The 19,980-nt window shown below is 65.5% G+C and carries 18 protein-coding genes; 5 read left to right on the top strand and 13 right to left on the bottom strand.

From position 1 onward, the window contains the following. Genes GQE99_RS18510 through GQE99_RS18485 form a run of 6 tightly spaced genes read right to left on the bottom strand, consistent with a single transcriptional unit; the run spans position 1 to position 4,906 of the window. A complete protein-coding gene (locus GQE99_RS18510) occupies positions 1–1,863 on the bottom strand; it encodes an NADH-quinone oxidoreductase subunit 5 family protein (RefSeq protein WP_161353369.1) in 1,863 nt (620 codons plus the stop codon). Then, positions 1,860–2,165 carry an NADH-quinone oxidoreductase subunit NuoK gene (nuoK, locus tag GQE99_RS18505; RefSeq protein WP_161353367.1) on the bottom strand — a complete coding sequence of 102 codons (306 nt, stop codon included), beginning with the start codon at positions 2,163–2,165 and terminating at the stop codon, positions 1,860–1,862. The genes GQE99_RS18510 and nuoK overlap by 4 nt, the downstream gene beginning before the upstream one ends. Beyond that, complete coding sequence (locus GQE99_RS18500; protein ID WP_161353365.1) at positions 2,165–2,776, bottom strand: NADH-quinone oxidoreductase subunit J family protein; 612 nt, start codon at positions 2,774–2,776, stop codon at positions 2,165–2,167. The genes nuoK and GQE99_RS18500 overlap by 1 nt, the downstream gene beginning before the upstream one ends. Next, a complete protein-coding gene (locus GQE99_RS18495) occupies positions 2,773–3,681 on the bottom strand; it encodes a complex I subunit 1 family protein (protein ID WP_161353363.1) in 909 nt (302 codons plus the stop codon). The genes GQE99_RS18500 and GQE99_RS18495 overlap by 4 nt, the downstream gene beginning before the upstream one ends. Next, positions 3,678–4,571, bottom strand: a complete 894-nt coding sequence (locus tag GQE99_RS18490) for a hypothetical protein (protein ID WP_161353361.1) — start codon at positions 4,569–4,571, stop codon at positions 3,678–3,680. Before GQE99_RS18490 ends, GQE99_RS18495 begins: the two co-directional genes overlap by 4 nt. After that, a complete protein-coding gene (locus GQE99_RS18485; RefSeq protein WP_161353360.1) occupies positions 4,568–4,906 on the bottom strand; it encodes an NADH-quinone oxidoreductase subunit A in 339 nt (112 codons plus the stop codon). Before GQE99_RS18485 ends, GQE99_RS18490 begins: the two co-directional genes overlap by 4 nt. 325 nt (positions 4,907–5,231) lie before the next feature. Between GQE99_RS18485 and GQE99_RS18480 the strand changes: the two genes are divergently transcribed. Continuing rightward, positions 5,232–5,687: an EF-hand domain-containing protein gene (locus GQE99_RS18480; RefSeq protein WP_161353358.1), complete on the top strand. Its 456-nt coding sequence runs from the start codon at positions 5,232–5,234 to the stop codon at positions 5,685–5,687. Positions 5,688–5,764: 77 nt separating this feature from the next. Here GQE99_RS18480 and GQE99_RS18475 read toward each other — a convergent pair whose 3' ends face one another. Continuing rightward, the gene (locus GQE99_RS18475; RefSeq protein ID WP_161353356.1) at positions 5,765–6,322 is read right to left on the bottom strand and encodes a hypothetical protein; all 558 of its coding nucleotides are present in this window, start codon (positions 6,320–6,322) and stop codon (positions 5,765–5,767) included. Between the two features lie 64 nt (positions 6,323–6,386). On the opposite strand from GQE99_RS18475, the gene GQE99_RS18470 reads away from it, so the two are divergent. Continuing rightward, positions 6,387–6,917 carry a Crp/Fnr family transcriptional regulator gene (locus tag GQE99_RS18470; RefSeq protein ID WP_161353355.1) on the top strand — a complete coding sequence of 177 codons (531 nt, stop codon included), beginning with the start codon at positions 6,387–6,389 and terminating at the stop codon, positions 6,915–6,917. A 63-nt stretch (positions 6,918–6,980) separates the two neighbouring features. On the opposite strand, the gene GQE99_RS18465 is transcribed toward GQE99_RS18470, so the two are convergent. From GQE99_RS18465 to GQE99_RS18445, 5 genes are all read right to left on the bottom strand, one after another. After that, positions 6,981–7,403, bottom strand: a complete 423-nt coding sequence (locus tag GQE99_RS18465) for a c-type cytochrome (protein WP_235917303.1) — start codon at positions 7,401–7,403, stop codon at positions 6,981–6,983. Between the two features lie 20 nt (positions 7,404–7,423). Beyond that, the gene (locus tag GQE99_RS18460) at positions 7,424–7,855 is read right to left on the bottom strand and encodes a c-type cytochrome (protein ID WP_161353351.1); all 432 of its coding nucleotides are present in this window, start codon (positions 7,853–7,855) and stop codon (positions 7,424–7,426) included. 21 nt (positions 7,856–7,876) lie between these two features. Then, positions 7,877–9,268, bottom strand: coding sequence for a multicopper oxidase family protein (locus GQE99_RS18455; RefSeq protein ID WP_161353349.1), 1,392 nt, complete (start codon positions 9,266–9,268; stop codon positions 7,877–7,879). A 168-nt stretch (positions 9,269–9,436) separates the two neighbouring features. Continuing rightward, complete coding sequence (locus GQE99_RS18450; protein WP_161353348.1) at positions 9,437–9,766, bottom strand: hypothetical protein; 330 nt, start codon at positions 9,764–9,766, stop codon at positions 9,437–9,439. Between the two features lie 111 nt (positions 9,767–9,877). After that, on the bottom strand, positions 9,878–10,186 hold the full coding sequence (locus GQE99_RS18445) for an SHOCT domain-containing protein (protein ID WP_161353346.1): 309 nt from the start codon (positions 10,184–10,186) through the stop codon (positions 9,878–9,880). Between the two features lie 256 nt (positions 10,187–10,442). Here GQE99_RS18445 and GQE99_RS18440 point away from each other — a divergent pair, with 256 nt between their 5' ends. Continuing rightward, a complete protein-coding gene (locus GQE99_RS18440) occupies positions 10,443–11,579 on the top strand; it encodes an AI-2E family transporter (RefSeq protein ID WP_161353344.1) in 1,137 nt (378 codons plus the stop codon). Between the two features lie 85 nt (positions 11,580–11,664). Here GQE99_RS18440 and GQE99_RS18435 read toward each other — a convergent pair whose 3' ends face one another. Then, positions 11,665–13,116 carry a sensor histidine kinase gene (locus tag GQE99_RS18435; protein WP_161353343.1) on the bottom strand — a complete coding sequence of 484 codons (1,452 nt, stop codon included), beginning with the start codon at positions 13,114–13,116 and terminating at the stop codon, positions 11,665–11,667. A 584-nt stretch (positions 13,117–13,700) separates the two neighbouring features. Between GQE99_RS18435 and GQE99_RS18430 the strand changes: the two genes are divergently transcribed. Together GQE99_RS18430 and GQE99_RS18425 are read left to right on the top strand one after the other, a co-directional pair. Next, the gene (locus GQE99_RS18430; protein WP_161353341.1) at positions 13,701–14,624 is read left to right on the top strand and encodes an HNH endonuclease; all 924 of its coding nucleotides are present in this window, start codon (positions 13,701–13,703) and stop codon (positions 14,622–14,624) included. A 16-nt stretch (positions 14,625–14,640) separates the two neighbouring features. Then, the gene (locus tag GQE99_RS18425; protein WP_235917298.1) at positions 14,641–19,857 is read left to right on the top strand and encodes a RecQ family ATP-dependent DNA helicase; all 5,217 of its coding nucleotides are present in this window, start codon (positions 14,641–14,643) and stop codon (positions 19,855–19,857) included. Positions 19,858–19,980 lie beyond the last annotated feature (123 nt).

The following is a 19,980-nucleotide window of genomic DNA, read 5'->3' as shown; positions in this document are numbered from 1 at the left end:
TCAGGCTCCGAAGATCAGGAAAAGAACCGCGAGCGCGAGGCCCGCGACCAGGATGGCATAGTAGTGATGGGACAGCCCGGTCTGGGCGCGCCCCGCATCGGCCCCGGCATGGCCGACCATCCGGGCCGACCCGTCCGACAGCATCGCCGGCAGGCCGCGCGCGTCCGAACGTTGGGCCCCGCCCGCCATGCGCCGGGCCAGCCCCGCGCTGCCGCGCGGGATCAGGTCGATCCAGCCCGTGTCGGCACCCGTGGCCCGGCCCGCCAGCCCCGTGGCGGAGCGTGTGACGACCTTGTCGACCCAGCCGTCGTCGACGCGGCTCGCCCACATCGACACCGCGAGGGCAGGGCGCGTGACGGCGGCGTCGATCAGGCCGGGGAGGCCGAACCAGTCGGCCTCGGGCGCCTCGCCGGGATTTCGCGCGAGGTAGAGGCCGGTGACCACCCCCAGAGCGACCGCGACCTGTGCGGCGACGAGGCCCGCCGTGGAGCCTTCGGGGAGTGTCGCGCCGAGCGCTTGGGCGGCGGCGTCGTGCACCGGGGGAAACCACAGCGCTGACAAGCCGACCACCGCCGCGCCGACGAGCGCGAGGGCCGCGTTCTCGCCCCGGCCGCTCGTCTCGCCGCGCGGTGCGTCGGGCCAGAAGGCCATGACGGCGAAGCGTGTCGCGTAGGCCGCCGAGATGCCGCCCGCGAGAATGCCGGCCGCGGCGCTCAGGAGCCCCGCGTGCTCCAGCGCCTTCATCACCTCTTCCTTGCTCCAGCCGCCGGACAGGGGCGGCACGGCGGCCAGCGACAACGCGGCGATGGCGGCGAGCGCGGCCACGATCGGCAGGGCCCGGCCAAGACGCATCTCGCGCAGGTCGAAGGTGCCGGCGGCGTGTTTCGCGATCCCGGCGACGAAGAACAGGGCTGCCTTCATGGCCGCATGCACCAAGAGGTGCAGGATCGCGACGCCCGGAAAGCCCGCGCCGACGGCGGCGATCATCAGCCCCATGTGGGACGAGGTCGAACCTGCCAACACCTTCTTCGCGTGCATCTGGCGGACGGCCGCGACACCGGCGAGGATCGCGGTCACGAGCCCCACGGCCATCGCGGCCGGAGCGAAGCCGGTAGCGGGCGCGAGCTGCGGGTGCAGGCGCGCGAGCAGGTAGGCCCCGGCCGCGACCATCGTGGCCGAATGCAGATGCGCCGAAACCGAGGTGGGACCGTCCATCGCGCGAAAGAGCCACGGGGCGAAGGGCAACTGGCCGGCCTTGGATACGGCCGCCACCAGAATGCCCGCGGCGGCCAGCGTCAGCGGTCCGCCGTCGAGCGCCGCGAGGTCGGCGTAGGCCGCCCCGCCGGTTGCCGTATAGGTCACGAAGAGGGCGAGGAAGAGACCCAGGTCGCCGGTTCGCGTCATGACGAAGGCGTAGGTGGCCGAGCGGCCCGGTGCCTCCGCGCGCCAGTGATGCGCGATGAGCGCCCAGGAACAGGCGCCCACGATCTCCCACCCGATCAGAAGCGTGAGCAGGTCAGAGGCGATCACCACGAGCTCCATGCCGCCTGTGAAGACGAGGAGCAGGCCGATGAGGCGCGCGAGCCCGGCCTCTTCCTCGTGCGAGGCGGCGAAGATCATCACCGCCACCGTCACGGCCCCGGTCGTCACCGCGACCGCCTGCGCCATCGGCGGCAGGGCGACCGTGAGCGACAGCGTGCCCGCCCAGTCGAAGCCGCCCGTGGCGTCTCCCGCTGCCCACGTCGCCGCCAGCGTCAGGAGCGCGGCCCCGGTGCCCAGGACGCCGAGCCGCACGCGCCCGCCGCCGACGGCCCAGATGACAAGCCCGGCCAGGGCGGGTATGAGAACCGGCGCCCAGATCATCCCTTCAGCGTCCCCAGCGCTTCGGTCATGTCCGCCTGGCGCTTGCGGTAGACCGCGACGATGAGCGCGAAGCCGATCGACATCTCGACCGCCATGACGGCCATGACGATGATCGCCAGCAGCTGCCCCTCGGGCATGCCGCCCAGGGCGAGGCTCCAGAGCCCTATGATCGCGAGCAGCGCGCCGTTCAGCATCAGCTCGAGCCCCATCATCAGCATGACGAAGCTCTGCTGGCTGAGCGCGCCGTAAAGCCCGATGCCGATCAACGCCGCGGCGCCCAGGAGAACGATGGTCAAGGTCATCAATGGCCCCCGTGATGGTGGTGGTGATGGTGGTGCCCGCCTTCGCCCTCCGGCTGGCGCCCTGCCGGTGGGCCGCCGGGGTCGAGCCCCGGGGGGCGCGACCCTTCGTCCGCCTGCCCGTAACGGCCCCGGCGCGACGACAGCACGACCGCGCCGATCATGGTCGCAAGCAGCGTGACACCCGCCGTCTCGAAGATCAGCATGGAAGGGCCCAGCAGTTCGTGGCCCAGGTCGCTGACGACGTCCGTTTCGCCCGGGACCGGGTCCGTCGGCAGCGTCGTGGTCAGGACCGCCGCGCCGAGCCCGAGCGCGGCGAGCACGCCCGCCACGATCGACAGCTTGTGCTGGTGGACCATCATCATCGGGTTCAGCCCGGCGGGGTTCATCATGAACATGACCATGAAGATCCCCATGACCATCATCTCGACCGCCATCATGAAGACGGTCGCGACGCCGATGTAGGGCGCCGACAACAGGACGCCGATCGCCCCCACGGAAATGAAGGACAGCATGAGCGAAAAGGTCGCGCGGATCATGGAATCCACCCGGAAGACGCGCCAGCCGGTCCAGGCGGCGAAGAGCACGAGAAGGATGACGAGTGCGTCGATCATAGCGCCAGCACCCCCGAGACGAGCAGGTGGACGAACGAAAGCGGCAGGAGCACGACCCACAGGATGGTGAGCATCCGGCTGGGCGTCGTGCGCGCGACCCCGTGGCCCACCGCAACCGTCAGCGCCATGATCGCGGCGGTCTTGATCCAGAGCCAGACGGGCCCCGGCAGCGCGGGGCCGAGCGGGCCGCCGAGGAAAGTGGTCGCGGCCACGGCGGAAAACGACACCAGCATCGCAAGCCGCGCCCCCTGCCACAGCGCGCGACCGGGCCCGCTGTCCTCGGCCGACGTGCCGCCCGCGATGTCCGCGGCGTCCGCGAAATCCATCGGCCCGCGGAGGGTCAGCGTCAGCCCAACGATCAGGAACAGGGGTAGGCCGAGCGGCTGGCGGACGATGTTCCAGACCTCGCGCTGGCTCTCGACGATGGCCGTGAAGGACAGCGATTCCGCCGGCAGCGCGGCGGCGATCAGCACGAACATGGACGGCAGCATCACCGGCAGGCCGATTGCGGCATACCGGTAGGCCCCGATCAACGGGAAGGGCGCGTTGGGCGACCAGCCGTGCAGGAAGACCGCGACGATGGTCAGCGCCTCGCAACTGCCCCACACGACGATCCCGACCGGCGTCTCGATCAGCGCCGCGCCGGGGGCGAAAGGCACGACCGAAAGCCCGGCGGCGGCCAGCGCAAGGTACCAGCCGGGCGCGAGCCGGGCGTTCATGCGGTCGGGCGCCTCGGTCTCGATGCGCGGGCGCAGAAGGGCCGCGGCCCCTGCGCGCAAGGGGGCGAGCGGCCCGGCGGCGCGCCCACCGTAGAGAAGCGGGGCCAGCCGGTCGAACCACGCGCCCAGCCAGGCGCCCACGGCGAGCGTGGAGGCGAGGGTGAGAACGAGGAGTGCGGTCGTCATGCCACCTCCAGGGCCGCTTGCCGCAGCGCCGACGGCGTGACCGAGGCCAGCGCCAGCGCCGCTTCGGACCATTCGAGGCCGATGAGCGTGTCGAATATCCCGTCGGCTGCCCCGCCGTTTCGTCCGCGCAGCGCGTCCGCGAAACGCATGCGCGCGTCGCCTGCGTTCTCGAGCCGGCCGAGCCCCCTCGGGATCGCTCTCCGCGCCCCGATGGCATGGGCCGCGCCGCCCCGGATCAGCCGGTCGGCCGGCCCGGGCAGGCCGAGGAGCCGCAGCATCCGGGCCGCGCAGAGCGCGGGGTCGTCGGCGTCCTCCGGTTGGGGATAGGGGGGCGAAAGGACGTCGCAGGCCACGATCACGTCGCCCTGGAGCGTGACCTCGAGCACCAGTCCGGGCGGCAGCATCGGGGCGAACGGCCCGACGCGCGCGGTGTATCGGTCGAGCTCGAGCCCGTCGCGCACGTCCTCGCCGGTCATCGCCATGGGACGGCCATAGGGAACACCGCCCATCATGCCTTCGCCGCCTTGTCCGAAGTCGCCTTCGCCTTCCCACGGGTTGGGCGGTTCGTCCGGAAGGCGGTCCGCGTCGCCCGTCGCCCCGGCGCACAATGTCCGCCAGGCGTCGAGCAGCCGCTCCTCGATGCCATCGTCCCCTTCCCAGTGCAGGCCGAGGCGCGGGCGCGGCACCTGGTCATGCACGCGGTCGAGTGCCTCCCGGTGCGCCTCGGGAATGTTGCCCGAGACAAGCAGGAGGGCCGCCGCGCGCGGGCTTTGCGCGCGTTCGAGCGCCGCGGAGGCGAATAGGCGCTCCACCCTCGGCTGCGCGCCTTCGCCGATCACGGGATAGACCGGGGCCGGCGCCCCGGCGGCCAGTCGGGCAAGCCAGCTCATTCCCACCGGAACACCCCCTCGCGCCAGCCATAGAGGATGCCCACGGCGAGAATGGTCAGGAACATGCCCATCTCGGCCATCGCCTTCAGCCCTTCCGAGACGAAGACCACGGCCCACGGGTACATGAACATCATCTCCATCTCGAAGGCGATGAAGAGGAGCGTCATCGTGTAGGCGCGGAAATGGTATCTCTGCCAGGCATGGGTGTCCGGCGTGCCACCGCCCAGGAACGGCGCGGCCTGCGGCGCGCTCGTGCGGTTCTGAAGCCGCGACAGCGCAAGCGCGAGGGCCACGGACGCGGCCGTCCAGAAGGCAATGACCAGTAATGTCGCCATGAACAACGTCCCCCGGTTCGTCCCGGTAATATTGTCCTCACAACGCAGGCAGCCGCATACGGGTTCCGAAACGGCAAGGGGCTGAGAATCCGCAAGGATCCCAACCGGGTCGACAGCTGCGCAGTCCAGTCAATCGGGGCCCTTCGCCTATGACGGCCATCATGGCCAACGCCCCGTGCCGCCCTAGAATACATCTCGCCGACCCGTGTGGCATTGTCGCGACGATGCGTCAGATTGACCTTCCAGCGCTGGAACCTCCTAACTGAAGGCACATGGACAGTCGTAACTCNCCCGCTCCGGCGGGAGCTGGTTCGGCCCCGGCTTCATGGGGATGCACGACGAGGCCTTCGGCCCCGGCATGATGATGGGACCCGGCTTCGGCATCATGAACGGCCCCGGGTTCGGGATGATGACCGGCCCGGGCTTCGGCATGATGGCGGGGCCGGGGATGATGATGGACCACGAGGACTTCGACGCCAACGGCGACGGGCGCGTCACCTTCGAGGAGATGGAGCAGGGCATGGAGGATCTCCAGGCCGAGTTCGATGCCGACGACAACGGCACCCTGTCCATCGAGGAGTTCGAAATGCTCTACACCGAGATGATTCGCGACCACATGGTCGACATCTTCCAGGACCTCGACGAGGACGGTGACGGCGAGGTCACGCTCGACGAGATGCACGAACCGGCGCGGATGTACGAACGGATGCGCCGCTACTGGTCCGACGACGGCCGGCCGGGGCGCATGATGGATGACAGCCCCATGATGGACGACGACTGAAGGTCCGCGCCGCCACCGGCCACGGTGCCGGTGGCGGTGCCCATTGCAGGACGCGATGCGCGCGGGCCTGCCCGCCGTCAGTGAGGCAAAGCGCCCTTGGCGAGTGCGAGGTGATGCACCTGGTGGTGGTCGCCGGTCGCCATGATCCCGATGAAGCCGAGCGCCGCGATCTTGTCCGGGTTCCCCCGTGCCGTGAGCGCCGCGCCATCGGGCACGGTCTCGGCCGTCAGTGCCCATCCGTTCACGCCATTCATGGTTGCGGCGTGCGCAGCGACCATGCGCTGGATCGATGCCGTGACGCCGGGGTCGTCGGACGTCGCGATGAAGGTGGTGCCGTCATCGGTCGACCGCCGCGTCACCGTCGCGCGCATCGTGACGTTGTCCATGTCGATCAGGTGTTGTCTCAGCCCTTCGATATCGACGCTGGACCAGTCCGTCCGCGGATCCGACGTTAGGATGTCGACGACTTCCTGTATGGCGGCGAAGGCCGATTGGCCCGGCTCGGTGGCGACGGGCGTCGCGCCCATCACGTGATCGCCATGCATGCCGTGGTCCATGCCATGATCCTGGGCGGTCGCGACCGACGCCGCGGCGAGCATTCCGATGGCTGCGATGGCGAGGGGTCTCTTGAGCATTCATTTCTCCTTTTGATCGCGGGCAGGTTTGCATGGCTCCGCGCGGCCCCATATGATTGCGATCATGCAAGGAATGTTCGATCGCCTGTTCGACGGCGCGCGACGTGTGGTGGCGGACGCGGGCACGGTCCTGTTTCGGACCGGCGACGGCGTGCAGTCGCTTTACCGGCTGAGCAGCGGCGCGGTGGACCTGCGCCGCGTCACCCCGGAGGGCACAGAACTGGTCCTGCAACGCGCGGGTCCGGGGGAGGTCCTGGCCGAAGCCTCGGCCTACAGCGCGGTTTACCATTGCGATGGCGTTGTCGCGGCCAAACACACCGAGGTGCTCAGCATTCCCGTCGCGTCCTTCCGCGCACCGCTCCGCGCCGATCCGGACCTGTCCGAAGCCTGGGCGAAGGCGCTCTCTAGATCCGTGCAGGCCGCGCGCACGCGGGCCGAACTGCGCACGATCCGCACCGTCCGGGGACGCCTCGACGCCTGGCTGGCGCTCGGCGGGACACTGCCCGAGAAAGGCCGCTACCAGGATCTCGCCGCCGAACTCGGCACGACGCGCGAAGCGCTCTACCGGGAACTTTCGCGCCGGAGGCAGCCGTAGGCCCGCAAAAATTCAAGAGCCCCCGGAAGGTCGGCGCGGATCGCACGACCCGCCCCGATCCGTTCAGTTTTCGTCCGGCACGTGGCTGCGGGCCGCCTGAACGTCCTGCACCTGCTCCGGCCACGTGGAACGGATGTAGGCCAGGACATCCCGGATCTCTTCATCGCTCAGGCTGTCGCCGAACCCGGGCATGCCGCTGGTGAACCCGGTGACGCCGCGCGCCTCCAGCGCGGCTTGCCCGCCGAACTTGGTGTAGTCGAACAGCATCGCGCTGTCGTGGTGCCACGTATGCCCGTTTTCGTCATGCGGCGGGGCGGGCAGGATGCCATCCGGTCCCGGCGAGCGCCAATCGGGCTGCCCCTCAAGATCGGCCCCGTGGCAGGAGGCGCAATTGTTGGCATAAAGCGTCTCCCCGGCTGCAAGATCGGCGCCGCCCAGCACGTGGTCGGCGCGCGACTGGATCGGCACGAGCGTCAGGGTCGCCATCATGGCCGCGATGGGGCCCCTCATTCCCGGTATTCCGAATGACAGGCTTTGCAGGCCCCGGCGATGTCGGCCATGAGCGGGCGCAGATCGTCGGCTGCCTGCACCGAGCCGATGCGTTCGGCCGCCAACGTTTCGAGCGCCCGGGCCTTGTCACCGAAGTCCTCGGTGTTGTCCCAGATGACCGGAAGCGCCTCGGATTTTTCCGGGATGATCTCGGTCTCGAACCGCACCGGGATCTCGCCCGCGCGCGCCTCGATCTCGCTCAGGGCCGCGTCCACCGCTTCGGCATCGAACGCGGTTTCGCCCTTGGCCATCGTGCCGATCACCTTGACCGCGTCCGCGATGGCGGACATGCCGTCCATGCGGGCCAGCACCTCTTCGTTCTTGATGCCGGTGTGCGCGAAAGCGGCGGTTCCTGCGGCGATCAGCAGGGTTGCGATACGATATTTCATCTATCCTCCTTCATTGGTGGCTCAGGCCACCTCGATCCAAGTGGTCATGCCGCTCGCGGCATGGCCGAGCATGTGGCAATGAAACAGCCACGACCCGGGGTTGTCGGCGGTGAAGGCGATTTCGGTCGCCTCGCCGGGAATGCTGAGAACGGTGTCGCGAAGCGGGCCGAGCGTGCCGTCCGGCGCGACTTCGCGGAAGTGCATGCCGTGCAGGTGCATCGCGTGGGGGAACACGGTTCGGTTGTCGATGCGCATGCGCATTGCTTCGCCCCGGTCGAGCCGCGCGAAGGGCGCATCCCCCATCCCGACCTGTCCGGCGAGAGACCAGAACTGCCCCCGATCCACCAGGTCCCGGAACCCCATCCTGCGGCCTTCGAAGATCGCGGCGTTCAGGCGCCCCATCGCGCCGCCTTCCATCACCATGTCGAGCGCGCGTGCGTCGCCGAGCTCCGGCAGGGCGGTGTTCGGGTTCGGGGGCAGGGGATCAGGCGTTCCGCGCGACGCGGACGCTTGCACGCCCTTCACCGGGAACGCCGCCTGCGCGCGCCACTGGTCATCGTCGTCAAGGCGCAGGATGGCAGCCGTCTCGCCGTCGGCGGCGGAGACGTCGACGATCAGGTCCACGCGCTGGGCGGGTGCGAGGATGATCTCCTGCATGACGGGCATCGGCCGCTCGAGCGGCATCCCGTCCAGCGCGACGGTCCATCCCGACAGCCCCTCGAGGCGCAGGACGAAAATCCGGGCGTTCGCCGCGTTGATCAGGCGCAGCCGCATGCGGGAGCCGGACTTGGCGGGCAGTTCGAACCGGTACTGCCCGTTCGTGCCGATCAGGTTTCCCTGCCGCCCGGCATGGGACAGCATCATCGGCTGGTCGAAATCGTCGTATAGCTGACCCGTCTCCGGCTCGATCAGCCAATCGTCGAGCATCAGCACCTCGTCGCGGTCCACGTCCGGTGCCTCGACCTCGTCCACGATCAGCGGGCCCGACAGGCCACGCGCGACCTGTTCCATCGAGTTCGTGTGGGCATGGTACCAGTAGGTTCCAGCATCCGGCACGGCGAAATCGTAATCGAACGTCGCTCCGGGCGGCACGGCCTCCTGCGTCAGCCCGGCCACGCCGTCCATCGCGTTGTCGATCCGAATGCCGTGCCAGTGGACGGACGTCGGGACCTCCAGCTGGTTGACCAGCCGGCGGGTGATCCGTTCGCCCTGCGTCGCCCGGATCAGCGGGCCGGGGATCTGCCCCTCGTAGGCCCAAACGTCGGTGGCCGGATATCCCTCCGGCGCGATCTGGCGCGTGGCGGATTTCGCGACGAGCGAGGGCATGTCGCCCGCCGCGAGCGCGGGACGAAGGGCGAGGGCGGCCGCGCTCCCGGCGCAGAACGCCCGGCGCGTCACATGAAAGCCGCTCATGATGATCGCTCCCGTTTGCGCGCTGAAACGCGCGCGCCGTGATCCGGCAGGCCGTAGGCCAAAAGATATAGTGTGCTCATGGTGTCTCGATGAATTGAACGTTGTGTTTCGCGCAGGGTCGCGCGCCGCCTGGCGCGCCTTACCGGCGCGGTGAATGGAAGCGTTCAATCAGGTTCGAGGCGGTGGGAGGATCCGGGGGATGTCCGGAGTGTCGATCCGCAGCGTCGCGCGCCGGATCGGTTCCCGGTCGACCAGGTCGACGATGAACGCGAACGCGTCGGCCGCCGGAACGATGAACAGGGCGCAGGCGAACGGGCTGGCACAGCCATCGGCGATGTGTCCCACGCGTTCGTGGGCGGGATCGTCCGGACAGCCCGCGCAGTCACTGCCCACGGCCATTGTCGCGTGAGGCCCCGGCATCGCGTCTGCCGACGCCGCATGCGGCCCGCCGAGCAAGGCGAGCGCCAGGAACAGAAAGGTCAGCACGGCGTGCTTCACAGGCCCTCCACGGACGGCAGGTCGGTTTGCGTGGGCGCGAGTTTCTCTGCACGCGCCGACCATGTCAATTCGCTCACGTCCCGCGCCCGGCTTTGCGACGGTCGCCGGCGATCATTTGCCCAAGGCGGCCTTGCGCGCTTCGAACTCCTCCACGTCGATCTCCCCGCGTGCGAGCCGTTCGCGCAGGATGTCGACGGCATCCGGTGCCCGGCTGCCGGCGCCGCGGTGGTCCTGTGCGAGCCAGCGGATCGCGAAGACGACAAGGACCGCGAGGACGATCCAGAACAGGCCCATGAAGCCGAACCCCATCATGCCGTAACCCCAGCCATCCATGTGGTGGTAGTAGCCGTCACCGGGGACACCGGCCCAGGCGTGTGCGGGCAGGAAAAGACCCGCGGCGAAGAAGATTTTCCGGAACATGATTGCCTCCTGCAGCGAGTCCGTTTCTTCGTTCCGGCTTAGACCCACAGCGGAAGTATGCCTTTGATGCAGGTCAACAGCCGCAACGGCTGGACGCGAAGGGCGGATCGTTTCATTCTGATTGTCTCCCGCCAGGTGCCGGGATTGACCACCGAGCGGCCGACGAGCGGAGCGAGAGAAGAATGTCCAGTTTTCCATATGCGTTCACGCTCGCACCCCGATGCGGGGGGCACGCGCATTATCCGCAGGACCGACAATGACGCAGACGCAGCACGGGTCGACCGACGCCGCGGCGGACCATGTGGAGCAAAGGCGGGCCCTGACGGACTGGGCGATCATCGTGATCGCGTTGCTGGCCGTTCTCACCGCGTTCGCGCTCGCCCGCCAATTCCTCGTCCCCGTGATGATGGCGTTCCTGCTGTCGTTGGTCTTCAGCCCGCTGTGCCGCTGGCTGCGCCGTCGCCGCATACCCGAGGCCGTGTCGGCCGCCGTGATCGTCGCCGCGCTGGTCGCGGGTTTGATCGCGGCGATCACCTCGCTTGCCGTCCCGGTGGCCGGGTGGATCGACGACGCCCCCCAATACATGTGGGAGATCGAACAGAAGCTGCAATCGTGGTCGGGTGTCGCCGAGGCCGTCTCGGACGCCGACAAGGAAATCAAGGAGGCGACCGAAGCGGCCAGCGGTGACGGCGAAGCGATGGAAGTCGTGGTGCAGGAGAGCGGTCCGATGTCCACGATCGCGCTGGAAGCGCCGGTGGTCGCGGCACAGACGGTGCTGGTCCTGATCCTGCTCTACTTCGTGCTGGCCTCGGGCAACCTCTTCTACGAGCGGCTGGTCCGGGTCATGCCGACCTTCTCGGACAAGCGCCGGGCGCTTTCCATCGTCTACGATGTCGAGCGCGAGGTGTCGCGCTACCTGTTGTCGATCACGCTCATCAATGTCGGGCTCGGCGCCGCGGTGGTGATCGCGTTCACGCTGCTCGGCATGCCGAACCCGTTCCTGTTCGGCCTGCTCGCCTTCGGGCTGAACTACGTGCCGTTCATCGGTGCGCTGGCCGGCACGGCGCTCGTGTTTTCGGTCGCGCTCGTCTCCCAGGAAACGGCGTGGGCCGCCGCGGTGAGCGCACTCACCTACTGGGGCCTCACGGCCGTGGAGGGCCAGGTCGTCACCCCGATGATCGTCGGCCGCCGGCTGCGGCTCAACACGGTGGTCATCGTGATCTCCATCGCGTTCTGGGCGTGGCTCTGGTCCTTCATGGGCATGCTCATGGCCGTCCCGCTGCTGGTCACCTTCCGGGTGTTCTGCAAGCACGTTCCGCAGCTCTCTAAGATCGAGGAGTTCCTGTCCGGACCCGACCCCATGGAAGGGGACGAAAAGGAGCAGGCGAAGTGACGATCGGGCGCGGTTTGCGCCTCTGACCGACGCGAGACGCCGGGGCGCGACAGCGTAAACGACCGCCGGATTGCCCGCAGGCGCCTCAATCCTGCTGAAGCGGCACCCGGACGGTCGCGCGGTACCCCGGCTTGGCCGCGTCGGTGCTGACCGTGGCCCCGAGCTCCGCCACGAGGCCGCCGATGATGCGCGTGCCGAGGCCCTCTTCGGTGCTTTCCGCCTTGCCGGTTCCATTGTCGGTCACTTCCAGCACCAGCTCTTCACCCTCCAGGCCGGCCGCGATCCGGATGATGCCGTTCTCGACACCTGCAAGCCCGTGCTTGATCGCGTTCGCCGCCAATTCGTTCACGATCAGCGCGAGCGGGATCGCCTTGTCGGTCGGCAATTGGACCTCCACCGGCTCGCACCGGATTTCCACGCCGGCGGTCCCGGCATCGCCCGCGGCGAGATAATCGCACAGCTGGCGGAGGTAGGCGCCGAAGGCGACCGTCGTCACCTCGTTCGAACGGTAGAGCATCTCGTGCACGGACGTTACGGCCTGGACCCGCGCGGCCGCACCCTCCAGCCGGTCGCGCACTTCGCCCTCACCGGCCCTGCGCGCGTCCGTGTGCAGGATGCTGGCCACGAGCTGGAGGCTGTTCTTGATCCGGTGGTTCACTTCGCCCAGGAGCGCTTCCTTCTGGGCGAGCAGGCTGTCCCGGTCTTCCAGCGTTTCCGTCAGCTTTTCCTCGCGTTCCTTCGAACCCGTGATGTCGAGACTGACGACGACGAAGCGGGGCAGGGCATCGCGATGATCCCGCACGAGCTCGCCATGCGACGACAACCAACGTGTCGTGCCATCCTTGAGGACGAGGCCGTGGGTGAACGACACGGCCGTATGGTCCGGTGCTTCCATTTCCCGCTGGAAGGCGGCTTGAACGTCGGCACGGTCTTCGGCGGGGACCAGGGCGAAGAAATCCGCCGCCGGCAGCGTACCCTCCCGGTCCGCAAAGCCGATCATGATGGCGAACGCCCGCGACAGATAGATCGTCTCGGTCCGGGGGTCGTATTGCCAGGACGCGAGATCGTCGAGCTGCTGGGCCGAGCGCAGGCGGATCGCCTGGTCGCGCCGGAATATCGTCTCCTCGGTGACATCCCGGACGTGGTGGATCAGCGCCACGACCCGACCGTCGCGCAGGACCGGCGTGTTCAACGGCTTCCAGTAGCGCTCTTCGAAACCGCCCCCCGGCGAGCGCCGGGGAATGTCGTATTTCTGGGCCGGCATCGCATGGGGCCGGCCCGTCGACCGCGCCGTTTCCAAGGACGCGCGCAGGTTGCGCACCCCGTCGGCCGTCGGATCATCGGGATTGTCGGGGAAGGCTTCGAATATCCCGACGCCGATCAGATCCTCCCGTCGCGTGCCGGTCAGGTCCAGATACTCCGCGTTGACGTCGATGATCGTGAAGTCGGGATCGAGGACCAGGTACCCGTGCGGTGCGGCCTCGAACACGGCATCGCGCAGCGCCTCGACTTCGAGGTTTTCCGAGGTTTCAGCCATTGCAGCTCCCTGCGCATGTCCTGCCGCAGGACGCTATTACTGATCATGTCTCGAGGAGCCGACCACCCGACCCGGTGGCGACGAGCGCGCAGTCGGACATGAACCGCCTGATCCTCCCGGCGGCTCATCAAGGCCTGCGACACGCGCTAGATTTTGACCCGGCACCGGAATTGAGCATACGAGTCTCACCCGGGCACGGCAAGGCGGCATCCGTCAGGCGCGCCACCGGACTCGGCGGGTATCAGCGCCGAAAGGGGCTCCGTTCCGAGAGAAGTGATGCCCTGATGCTCCGGATCACAGGCGAAATCGAAGCCGAAACGCAAAGCAGGCTGGGCGACCCGAAATCCGGTCCGCGAGAATGTCGAGGTCATTCAAAGGTAATGGAGGCGAGTACCGGAATCGAACCGGTGTACACGGATTTGCAATCCCTATACATCCACTGATCTTGTTGAGTTTTCGTGTAAACCGGCTGAAATTCGCGTCGTTTCAGATCAATGAGTTGGCGGGCAGCCTGTAAACCGCTTTATCGGCCGGCTCGCCAATCGATACCTTGCTTTCGCAAACGGATCGTATTCCCTGGGCGCATGACCAAACTCGTGCTCCTTCACAAAGCGGACTCAATTTACGACGACGAACCCGACGTGGTTTACGACTTCCCTCGGGCCTACCTGAAAGCCGTGCAGGAGGCGGTCGGAGATTGGATCGTCTATTACGAACCGGTCAAAGCGGGGCCGCGCGGATACTTCGCAGTCGCTAAGATCGAGCGGGTCATCCCGAAGCCAAGCGTCGAAGGCCGTTACTTGGCGATGATCGAGCCCGGCAGCTTTCTACCGTTCGACCAGGAAGTGCCGCGTCTGATCGACGGGCGACCATTGGAGCAGGCGCTTACGGAGCCGGACGGGTCGCCGAAGAAGGGCGGCGCCGTCCAGCTTGCCGTGCGCCGCCTTCCCGAAGGAGATTTCGCGCGCATCGTTCGTCTTGGACTTCCCGAGGACCTCGAGCGGCAAGAAGCGACGCGATATGACCCAGACAATTCAGAAGTTGCTGAAGACATGGCCCTCTTCGAGCGACCTGTGCTTGAGCGCCTCACCCGCCGCCCTTATCGGGATGTGGCCTTCCGACGGAAAGTGCGGGAAGCCTACGGCTACCGGTGCGCAATGTCGGGGTTGCAGCTGCGAAACGGGGGAGGGCGTCCGGAGGTGCAAGCGGCGCACATTCGCCCCGTCGAGCACAATGGCAGCGACTCCGTGCGCAACGGGCTCGCCCTTTCGGGGACGCTGCACTGGATGTTCGATCGCGGCCTGATTTCGGTGGCCGATGACAATGCGACGATCCTCGTGTCTCGAAACAAGGTGCCGGGGGATGTCGTCGACCGGCTTTTACGTCCGAATGGAAAAATCTGGATGCCCGAAGACAAGAAAAGCTGGCCGCATCCAGCCAATCTGGCATGGCACCGCGAGAACATTTTTGGTCAAGTGGTCGCAGAAGGTCCCGTTCCATGGGAATAAACACTAAACTGCCAGCATGAAGAACTTCATTTCCCGAGGCATTTCGAAAGCCTTTGCGCGTGGCGCATCACAGCAGCCTGAAACGGCAAAGGCTGGTCATTCGGTAATTGACGGCATACAGACACAGCGAGACCAATTCGCGATCCTGTCGCGCTGTCTCTCGATTGATCTGGAGGTCGATCCCAAAGAAGCTCGAATATTCGCCTTTGCCGCCGTTCCGGAAGGTGACGGAGAGGGGATAGTTCATCGGCAAGGCGATCCGAAGGCCGCGCTGGAAAAACTCGACCTGTTTTGCGCAGGCTTCGCGCATGTCATTGGTCACAACATTTTGCGCCATGATTTGCCGCATCTCATGGCGGTGTCGCCTCGCTTTGCGAAGCTCGCGGACGGCCCGATCGATACACTGTGGCTCAACCCCTTGGCGTTCCCGCGAAACCCCTATCATCATCTGGTCAAGCATTACCGTGATGGGCGGCTTCAAAGCGGCCATGTCAACGATCCCGAGTTCGACGCGCGGCTTGTATTCGAGGTTCTGCGTAACCAGATCGATGCCCTTGTTGCTCTGAGCAAGTCTTCGCCAGCGACGGTGCTGGCATATCACTGGCTTTGCTGCCGAGGGGCCGGTAGCGAAGGCTTCAATCGCTTGTTCAGCGACGTTCGAGGGGCGCCCATCCCGTCCGAAGCCGAAGCGCACGAAGCCATTCGAACGCTACTCAAGGATGCTGCTTGCGGCGCGCAGGTGAATGCGGTGCTTGAGCGGCTCTTGGATAGTGCGCTGGGCTGGCCGATGGCCTATGCCCTTGCTTGGATCTCTGTCGCTGGTGGGGACTCTGTCATGCCGCCCTGGGTGCGGGCGCAGTTCCGTGACGCGGCACGGCTGGTCAAAGACCTGCGGGACACGAATTGTCGTGACCCGCAATGTTCATACTGCGCAGAGCACAACGATCCCACCCGTGCGCTTGAACGCTGGTTCGGCTTTCCAAGTTTCCGTCCGGAACCGGCCGACGAGGACGGACGCCCGCTTCAAGAAAAGATCGTGGCCACGGCGATGGAGGGCGAAAACCTTTTGGGCATTCTGCCGACCGGCACCGGGAAATCCGTCTGCTACCAGATCCCCGCCCTATCTCGGTTCGACAAAACGGGCGCGCTCACGGTCGTCATATCGCCGCTCGTGGCGCTCATGGCGGACCAGGTGCAGGGCTTGGTGCGGGCTGGGATTTCCTCGGCGGTGACGATCAACGGTCTTTTGTCTTTGCCTGAGCGGCAGGATGGGCTCGACAAGGTGCGGCTCGGGGACGCGGCGATCTTGCTGATTTCGCCCGAACAACTGCGCAGCACGACCGTTCGGTCGGTGTTGGCCCAACGTGAGGTCGGGCTGTGGGTGTTGGACGAGGCGCACTGTGTGTCCAAATGGGGGCACGATTTCAGACCCGACTACCGCTATGTCGCGCGGTTCATCAAGGAAAGCTCCGGAGACGAACCGGCGCAGGTGCTTTGCCTGACCGCTACGGCAAAGCCGGACGTCGTGCAGGACATTCGCAATCACTTCAAAGAGCGGCTTGGCTCTGAACTGACGTTGATCGATGGTGGTGCATCGCGGTCGAACCTGAGTTTTCAGGTGTTGCCAACGCAGCGGGCGACCAAGATGACCGATATCCTCGATGCGATAGAGGCACAGCTTCCTGGCGAGGGCGTCTCGGGCGCGGTCGTCTATTGTGCGACACGCAGCGCCACCGAGCGCGTTGCCGATTTTTTGAAGCAACAGGGCATCTCTGCCGAGCGGTATCATGCGGGCCTGAGCGCCGATGACAAACGTGAAATCCAAGAGGCCTTCCGCATTGGTATGCTGCGGGTAATCGCGGCCACCAACGCCTTCGGGATGGGGGTGGACAAGCCGGACATTCGATTGGTTGTTCATGGGGACGTGCCGGGGTCTCTGGAGAACTACCTGCAAGAGGCGGGTCGCGCCGGACGGGACCGTGAGCCTGCGACTTGCATCCTTATGTTTAACAACGAGGACGTAGACCGGCAGTTCAGCCTTAGCGCGCGGTCACGGCTCGCGCGGCACGAAATCGGTGCGATCCTGAAGGCGCTTCGGAGGCTCGATGTTCGGACCGGAAAAGGTGGTGAGATTGTCGCTACGCCGGGTGAGATCGTGCATGAGGAGAAGGACCGGGATTTTCAACGCGACAGCAACACCGACGATACGCGGGTGAAGACGGCCGTCGCTTGGCTCGAAGAGGCGCACCTTCTGAACCGTGAAGAAAACCGGGTGCAGGTGTTTCCCGCGTCGCTCCGGGTAAGGAGTATGCAGGAAGCCCGCGAAATCCTCGCATCCGCTGAGATCACGGAGCGGCGGCGCAGGGATCTGGCAGCCATCGTGCAGCATATCATCAACGCGCCGCAGGAAGAGGGCATAACCACGGACGAACTCTGCGGGGTCAGCGGGCTGTCGGTATCCGGCGTGCGCAAGGCGTTGGCGGATCTCGAGTCGCTCGGCATTGCCAAGGACGACACAAACATCACCATCTTCGTGCATATCGGTGGTAAGACCTCGTCCCCCAATCGTTTCGAAGCAGCATCGAGGTTGGAAGCAGACCTAGTTGCGATCCTGAGGGAACAGGCACCTGACGCGAAGATAGACGAAGCTTTGCCCTGCCATCTTGGTTCGGTCTCGCAGGCCCTGCGGGAGCGTGGTCACGCCTCGGTGCGGCCTGACATTGTCGAGGGGCTTCTCCGCGGGATCGCGCAAGATGGCCGAGACATGGATGGCGGAAAAGGCAATATCGGCCTGCGCAAAGTCTCCAAGAGCAGCCTTTTGGTGCGTCTCCAGAGATCGTGGGCGACGATTGAGCAGACCGCTCAGCTTCGCAGGCAAGGGGCCGAGCGTCTGATGTCCCATTTGATTGGAAAAGTGCAGGCGGGACAGCGTCGCAAAGATATTCCGGTCGAGACCACGTTGGGCGACCTGCTGGCCGCGATCAACAGCGATGCTTTGTTACGGGCTTCGGTCAATGATCCGTCCAAGTTGATGGACCGGGCGCTCTTGTGGTTGCATGAACAGCAGGTGGTAACGCTGGGCAAGGGATTGTCCGTGTTCCGCTCCGCGATGACGTTGCACATAAACCCCAAAGGTGGCGGTTTCACCAGCCAGCATTTCGCGCCGCTCGAAGACCACTACAGCGAACAGACTGTCCAGACTCATGTGATGGCGGCCTACGCGACCAAAGGCATTGATGATATCGATCAGGCGCAGCGGCTCGCGCATGACTATTTCGCAATGGATCAATCCGACTTCATGAAGGCGTGGATGCCCGGCCGGATGTCAGAGTTCAGGCGGCAGGCGACGCCCCAATCCTATGCTGAAATTGTCGACCAACTGGGCAATAGGACCCAGGAGCAAATCGTGCGGGACGACCGCGAACAGACGAATGTGCTTGTGCTCGCGGGGCCGGGCTCGGGCAAGACGCGCGTGCTTGTCCATCGTGTCGCTTATCTGGTCCGGATTAGGCGCGAGGATCCCAACGGTATTCTGGTGCTCGCCTACAATCGTCACGCGGCCGCCGAAATTCGGGAGCGCTTGCGACGCCTGGTTGGCGAAGATGCTCGTTTCGTGACCGTTTTGACCATTCATGCCCTGGCCATGCGCTTGGTCGGGGCGAGCTTCGCAGGGCGGGCAGGGGCCGAAGCGCCCGATTTTGATACACTTCTGACTGATGCAGCAGGCCTTTTGCGTGGCGACGGGTTGGACAAGGTCGAGGCCGAAGCATTGCGAGATACCTTGATCCAAGGGTTCCGCTGGATTCTTGTAGACGAATATCAGGATGTAGGTCCCGAGGAATATGCCTTGATCGCGGCTGTAGCCGGCCGCAGCATCGACGACCCCGATCAACGGATCAGCCTCTTCGCGGTCGGCGATGACGATCAGAACATATATGCGTTTGCCGGCGCATCAGTGCGCCACATTCGTCAGTTCGAACAGGATTACTCGGCCAAGCCGGTCTTTTTGACCGACAATTACCGCTCGTCGAAGAACATCATCGCTGCTGCGAACGCCGTGATCGAAGGATCGCGTGAGCGTATGAAAACAGGGCATGGGATCACCGTCGACCAGTCGCGGCAGAAAGAACCGGCCGGGGGGATCATGGAAAGCCTCGACCCGGTTGCGCATGGGCGGGTTCAGATTCTTGGCTGTCCGGCTGGGAATGACGCTCAGGCCCTTGCAGCGGTGGGCGAGATGATCCGTTTTTCAAAACTCATTCCCGACTGGAGCTGGAAAGGCGCGGCAATCATCTCTCGTGATTGGCGCAAGCTGCTGCCGGTCCGCGACTATGCCGAGGCACATGGGATTCCCGTCGAAATGGCGAACGAGAACCTGCCAAGTGTCTGGCGCACCCGCGAGATGCAAAGATTCATTGGCGGTTTGCGTGAGATGCAAGAGCCGATGGTCAGCCTGGGGGACCTGACCGAGATCCTGAACACGATACCCGCAAACCGCTGGACGGACCGGATTGGTGAAGGGCTTGGCCAGCTTGCACGCGAGGTGGATGGAAAATCGCTCCCAACCTCTGATGTGATAGAATGGTTCGCGGAGTGGTCCAGGGATTCATGGGGAGAGCAGCGCGGCCTCAAGCTGTTGACAGCTCACCGCGCCAAGGGGCTTGAGTTCGACGATGTCGTGATCCTGGATGGCGGCTGGGAAAGGCCATCGCGAAACGAAGACCAAGACGCGCCGCGGCGATTGTTCTATGTTGCCATGACGCGCGCGCGAAGAAATCTGATCGTCATGAGCAACGACAACCACGAATACCTGCCGACCGCGTCGCCTTCCGTGGTAACACGGCACGTTGTTCCCGATTTGGCGACGGTTCCAGGCCCGCGCAGATATTTCCAGTCGCCCGAAATGAAGATGGTCGACCTGTCTTTCGCAGGACGCCAGGGTGATCGACACGTTGTCCATCACGCGATCGCTGAGGCAAATGTCGGAGCGCCCGTCAGGCTCGCGAACAGCGGCGATCGCTGGCAGATCGAGGATGATCGAGGGCGGGCGCTCGGACGGATGTCAAAAGCCTTCCAGCCACCGACGGGCACGAAATTCGTCTCCGGCGAGATTGCGGCCATCATTCGTTGGCGCAAAGAGGATGCGGATGAGCGGTTTCATCACTTGATAAAACGAGATGACTGGGAGGTCGTAGTGCCTGAACTGGTCTTCGAAGAGGTCAGAGGCGGCTAAAAGGCTTAGGAGTTGTCAGAACGGAAGTTATGGGCGTATTCCGTTGAAAAACTCGCGCTTGATCGAGGGTCATCCTGCTGATTCAATTCCTGCAAGGTTTGGGGGGACTGGCGATGATGGGAC

Origin of the sequence: Maritimibacter harenae, assembly GCF_009882975.1 — a bacterium.
In the GTDB taxonomy this organism is placed as follows: Bacteria; Pseudomonadota; Alphaproteobacteria; order Rhodobacterales; family Rhodobacteraceae; genus Maritimibacter; species Maritimibacter harenae.
Note: the sequence above shows the minus strand (reverse complement) of the source record. Positions and strands in the feature narration are given on the sequence as shown.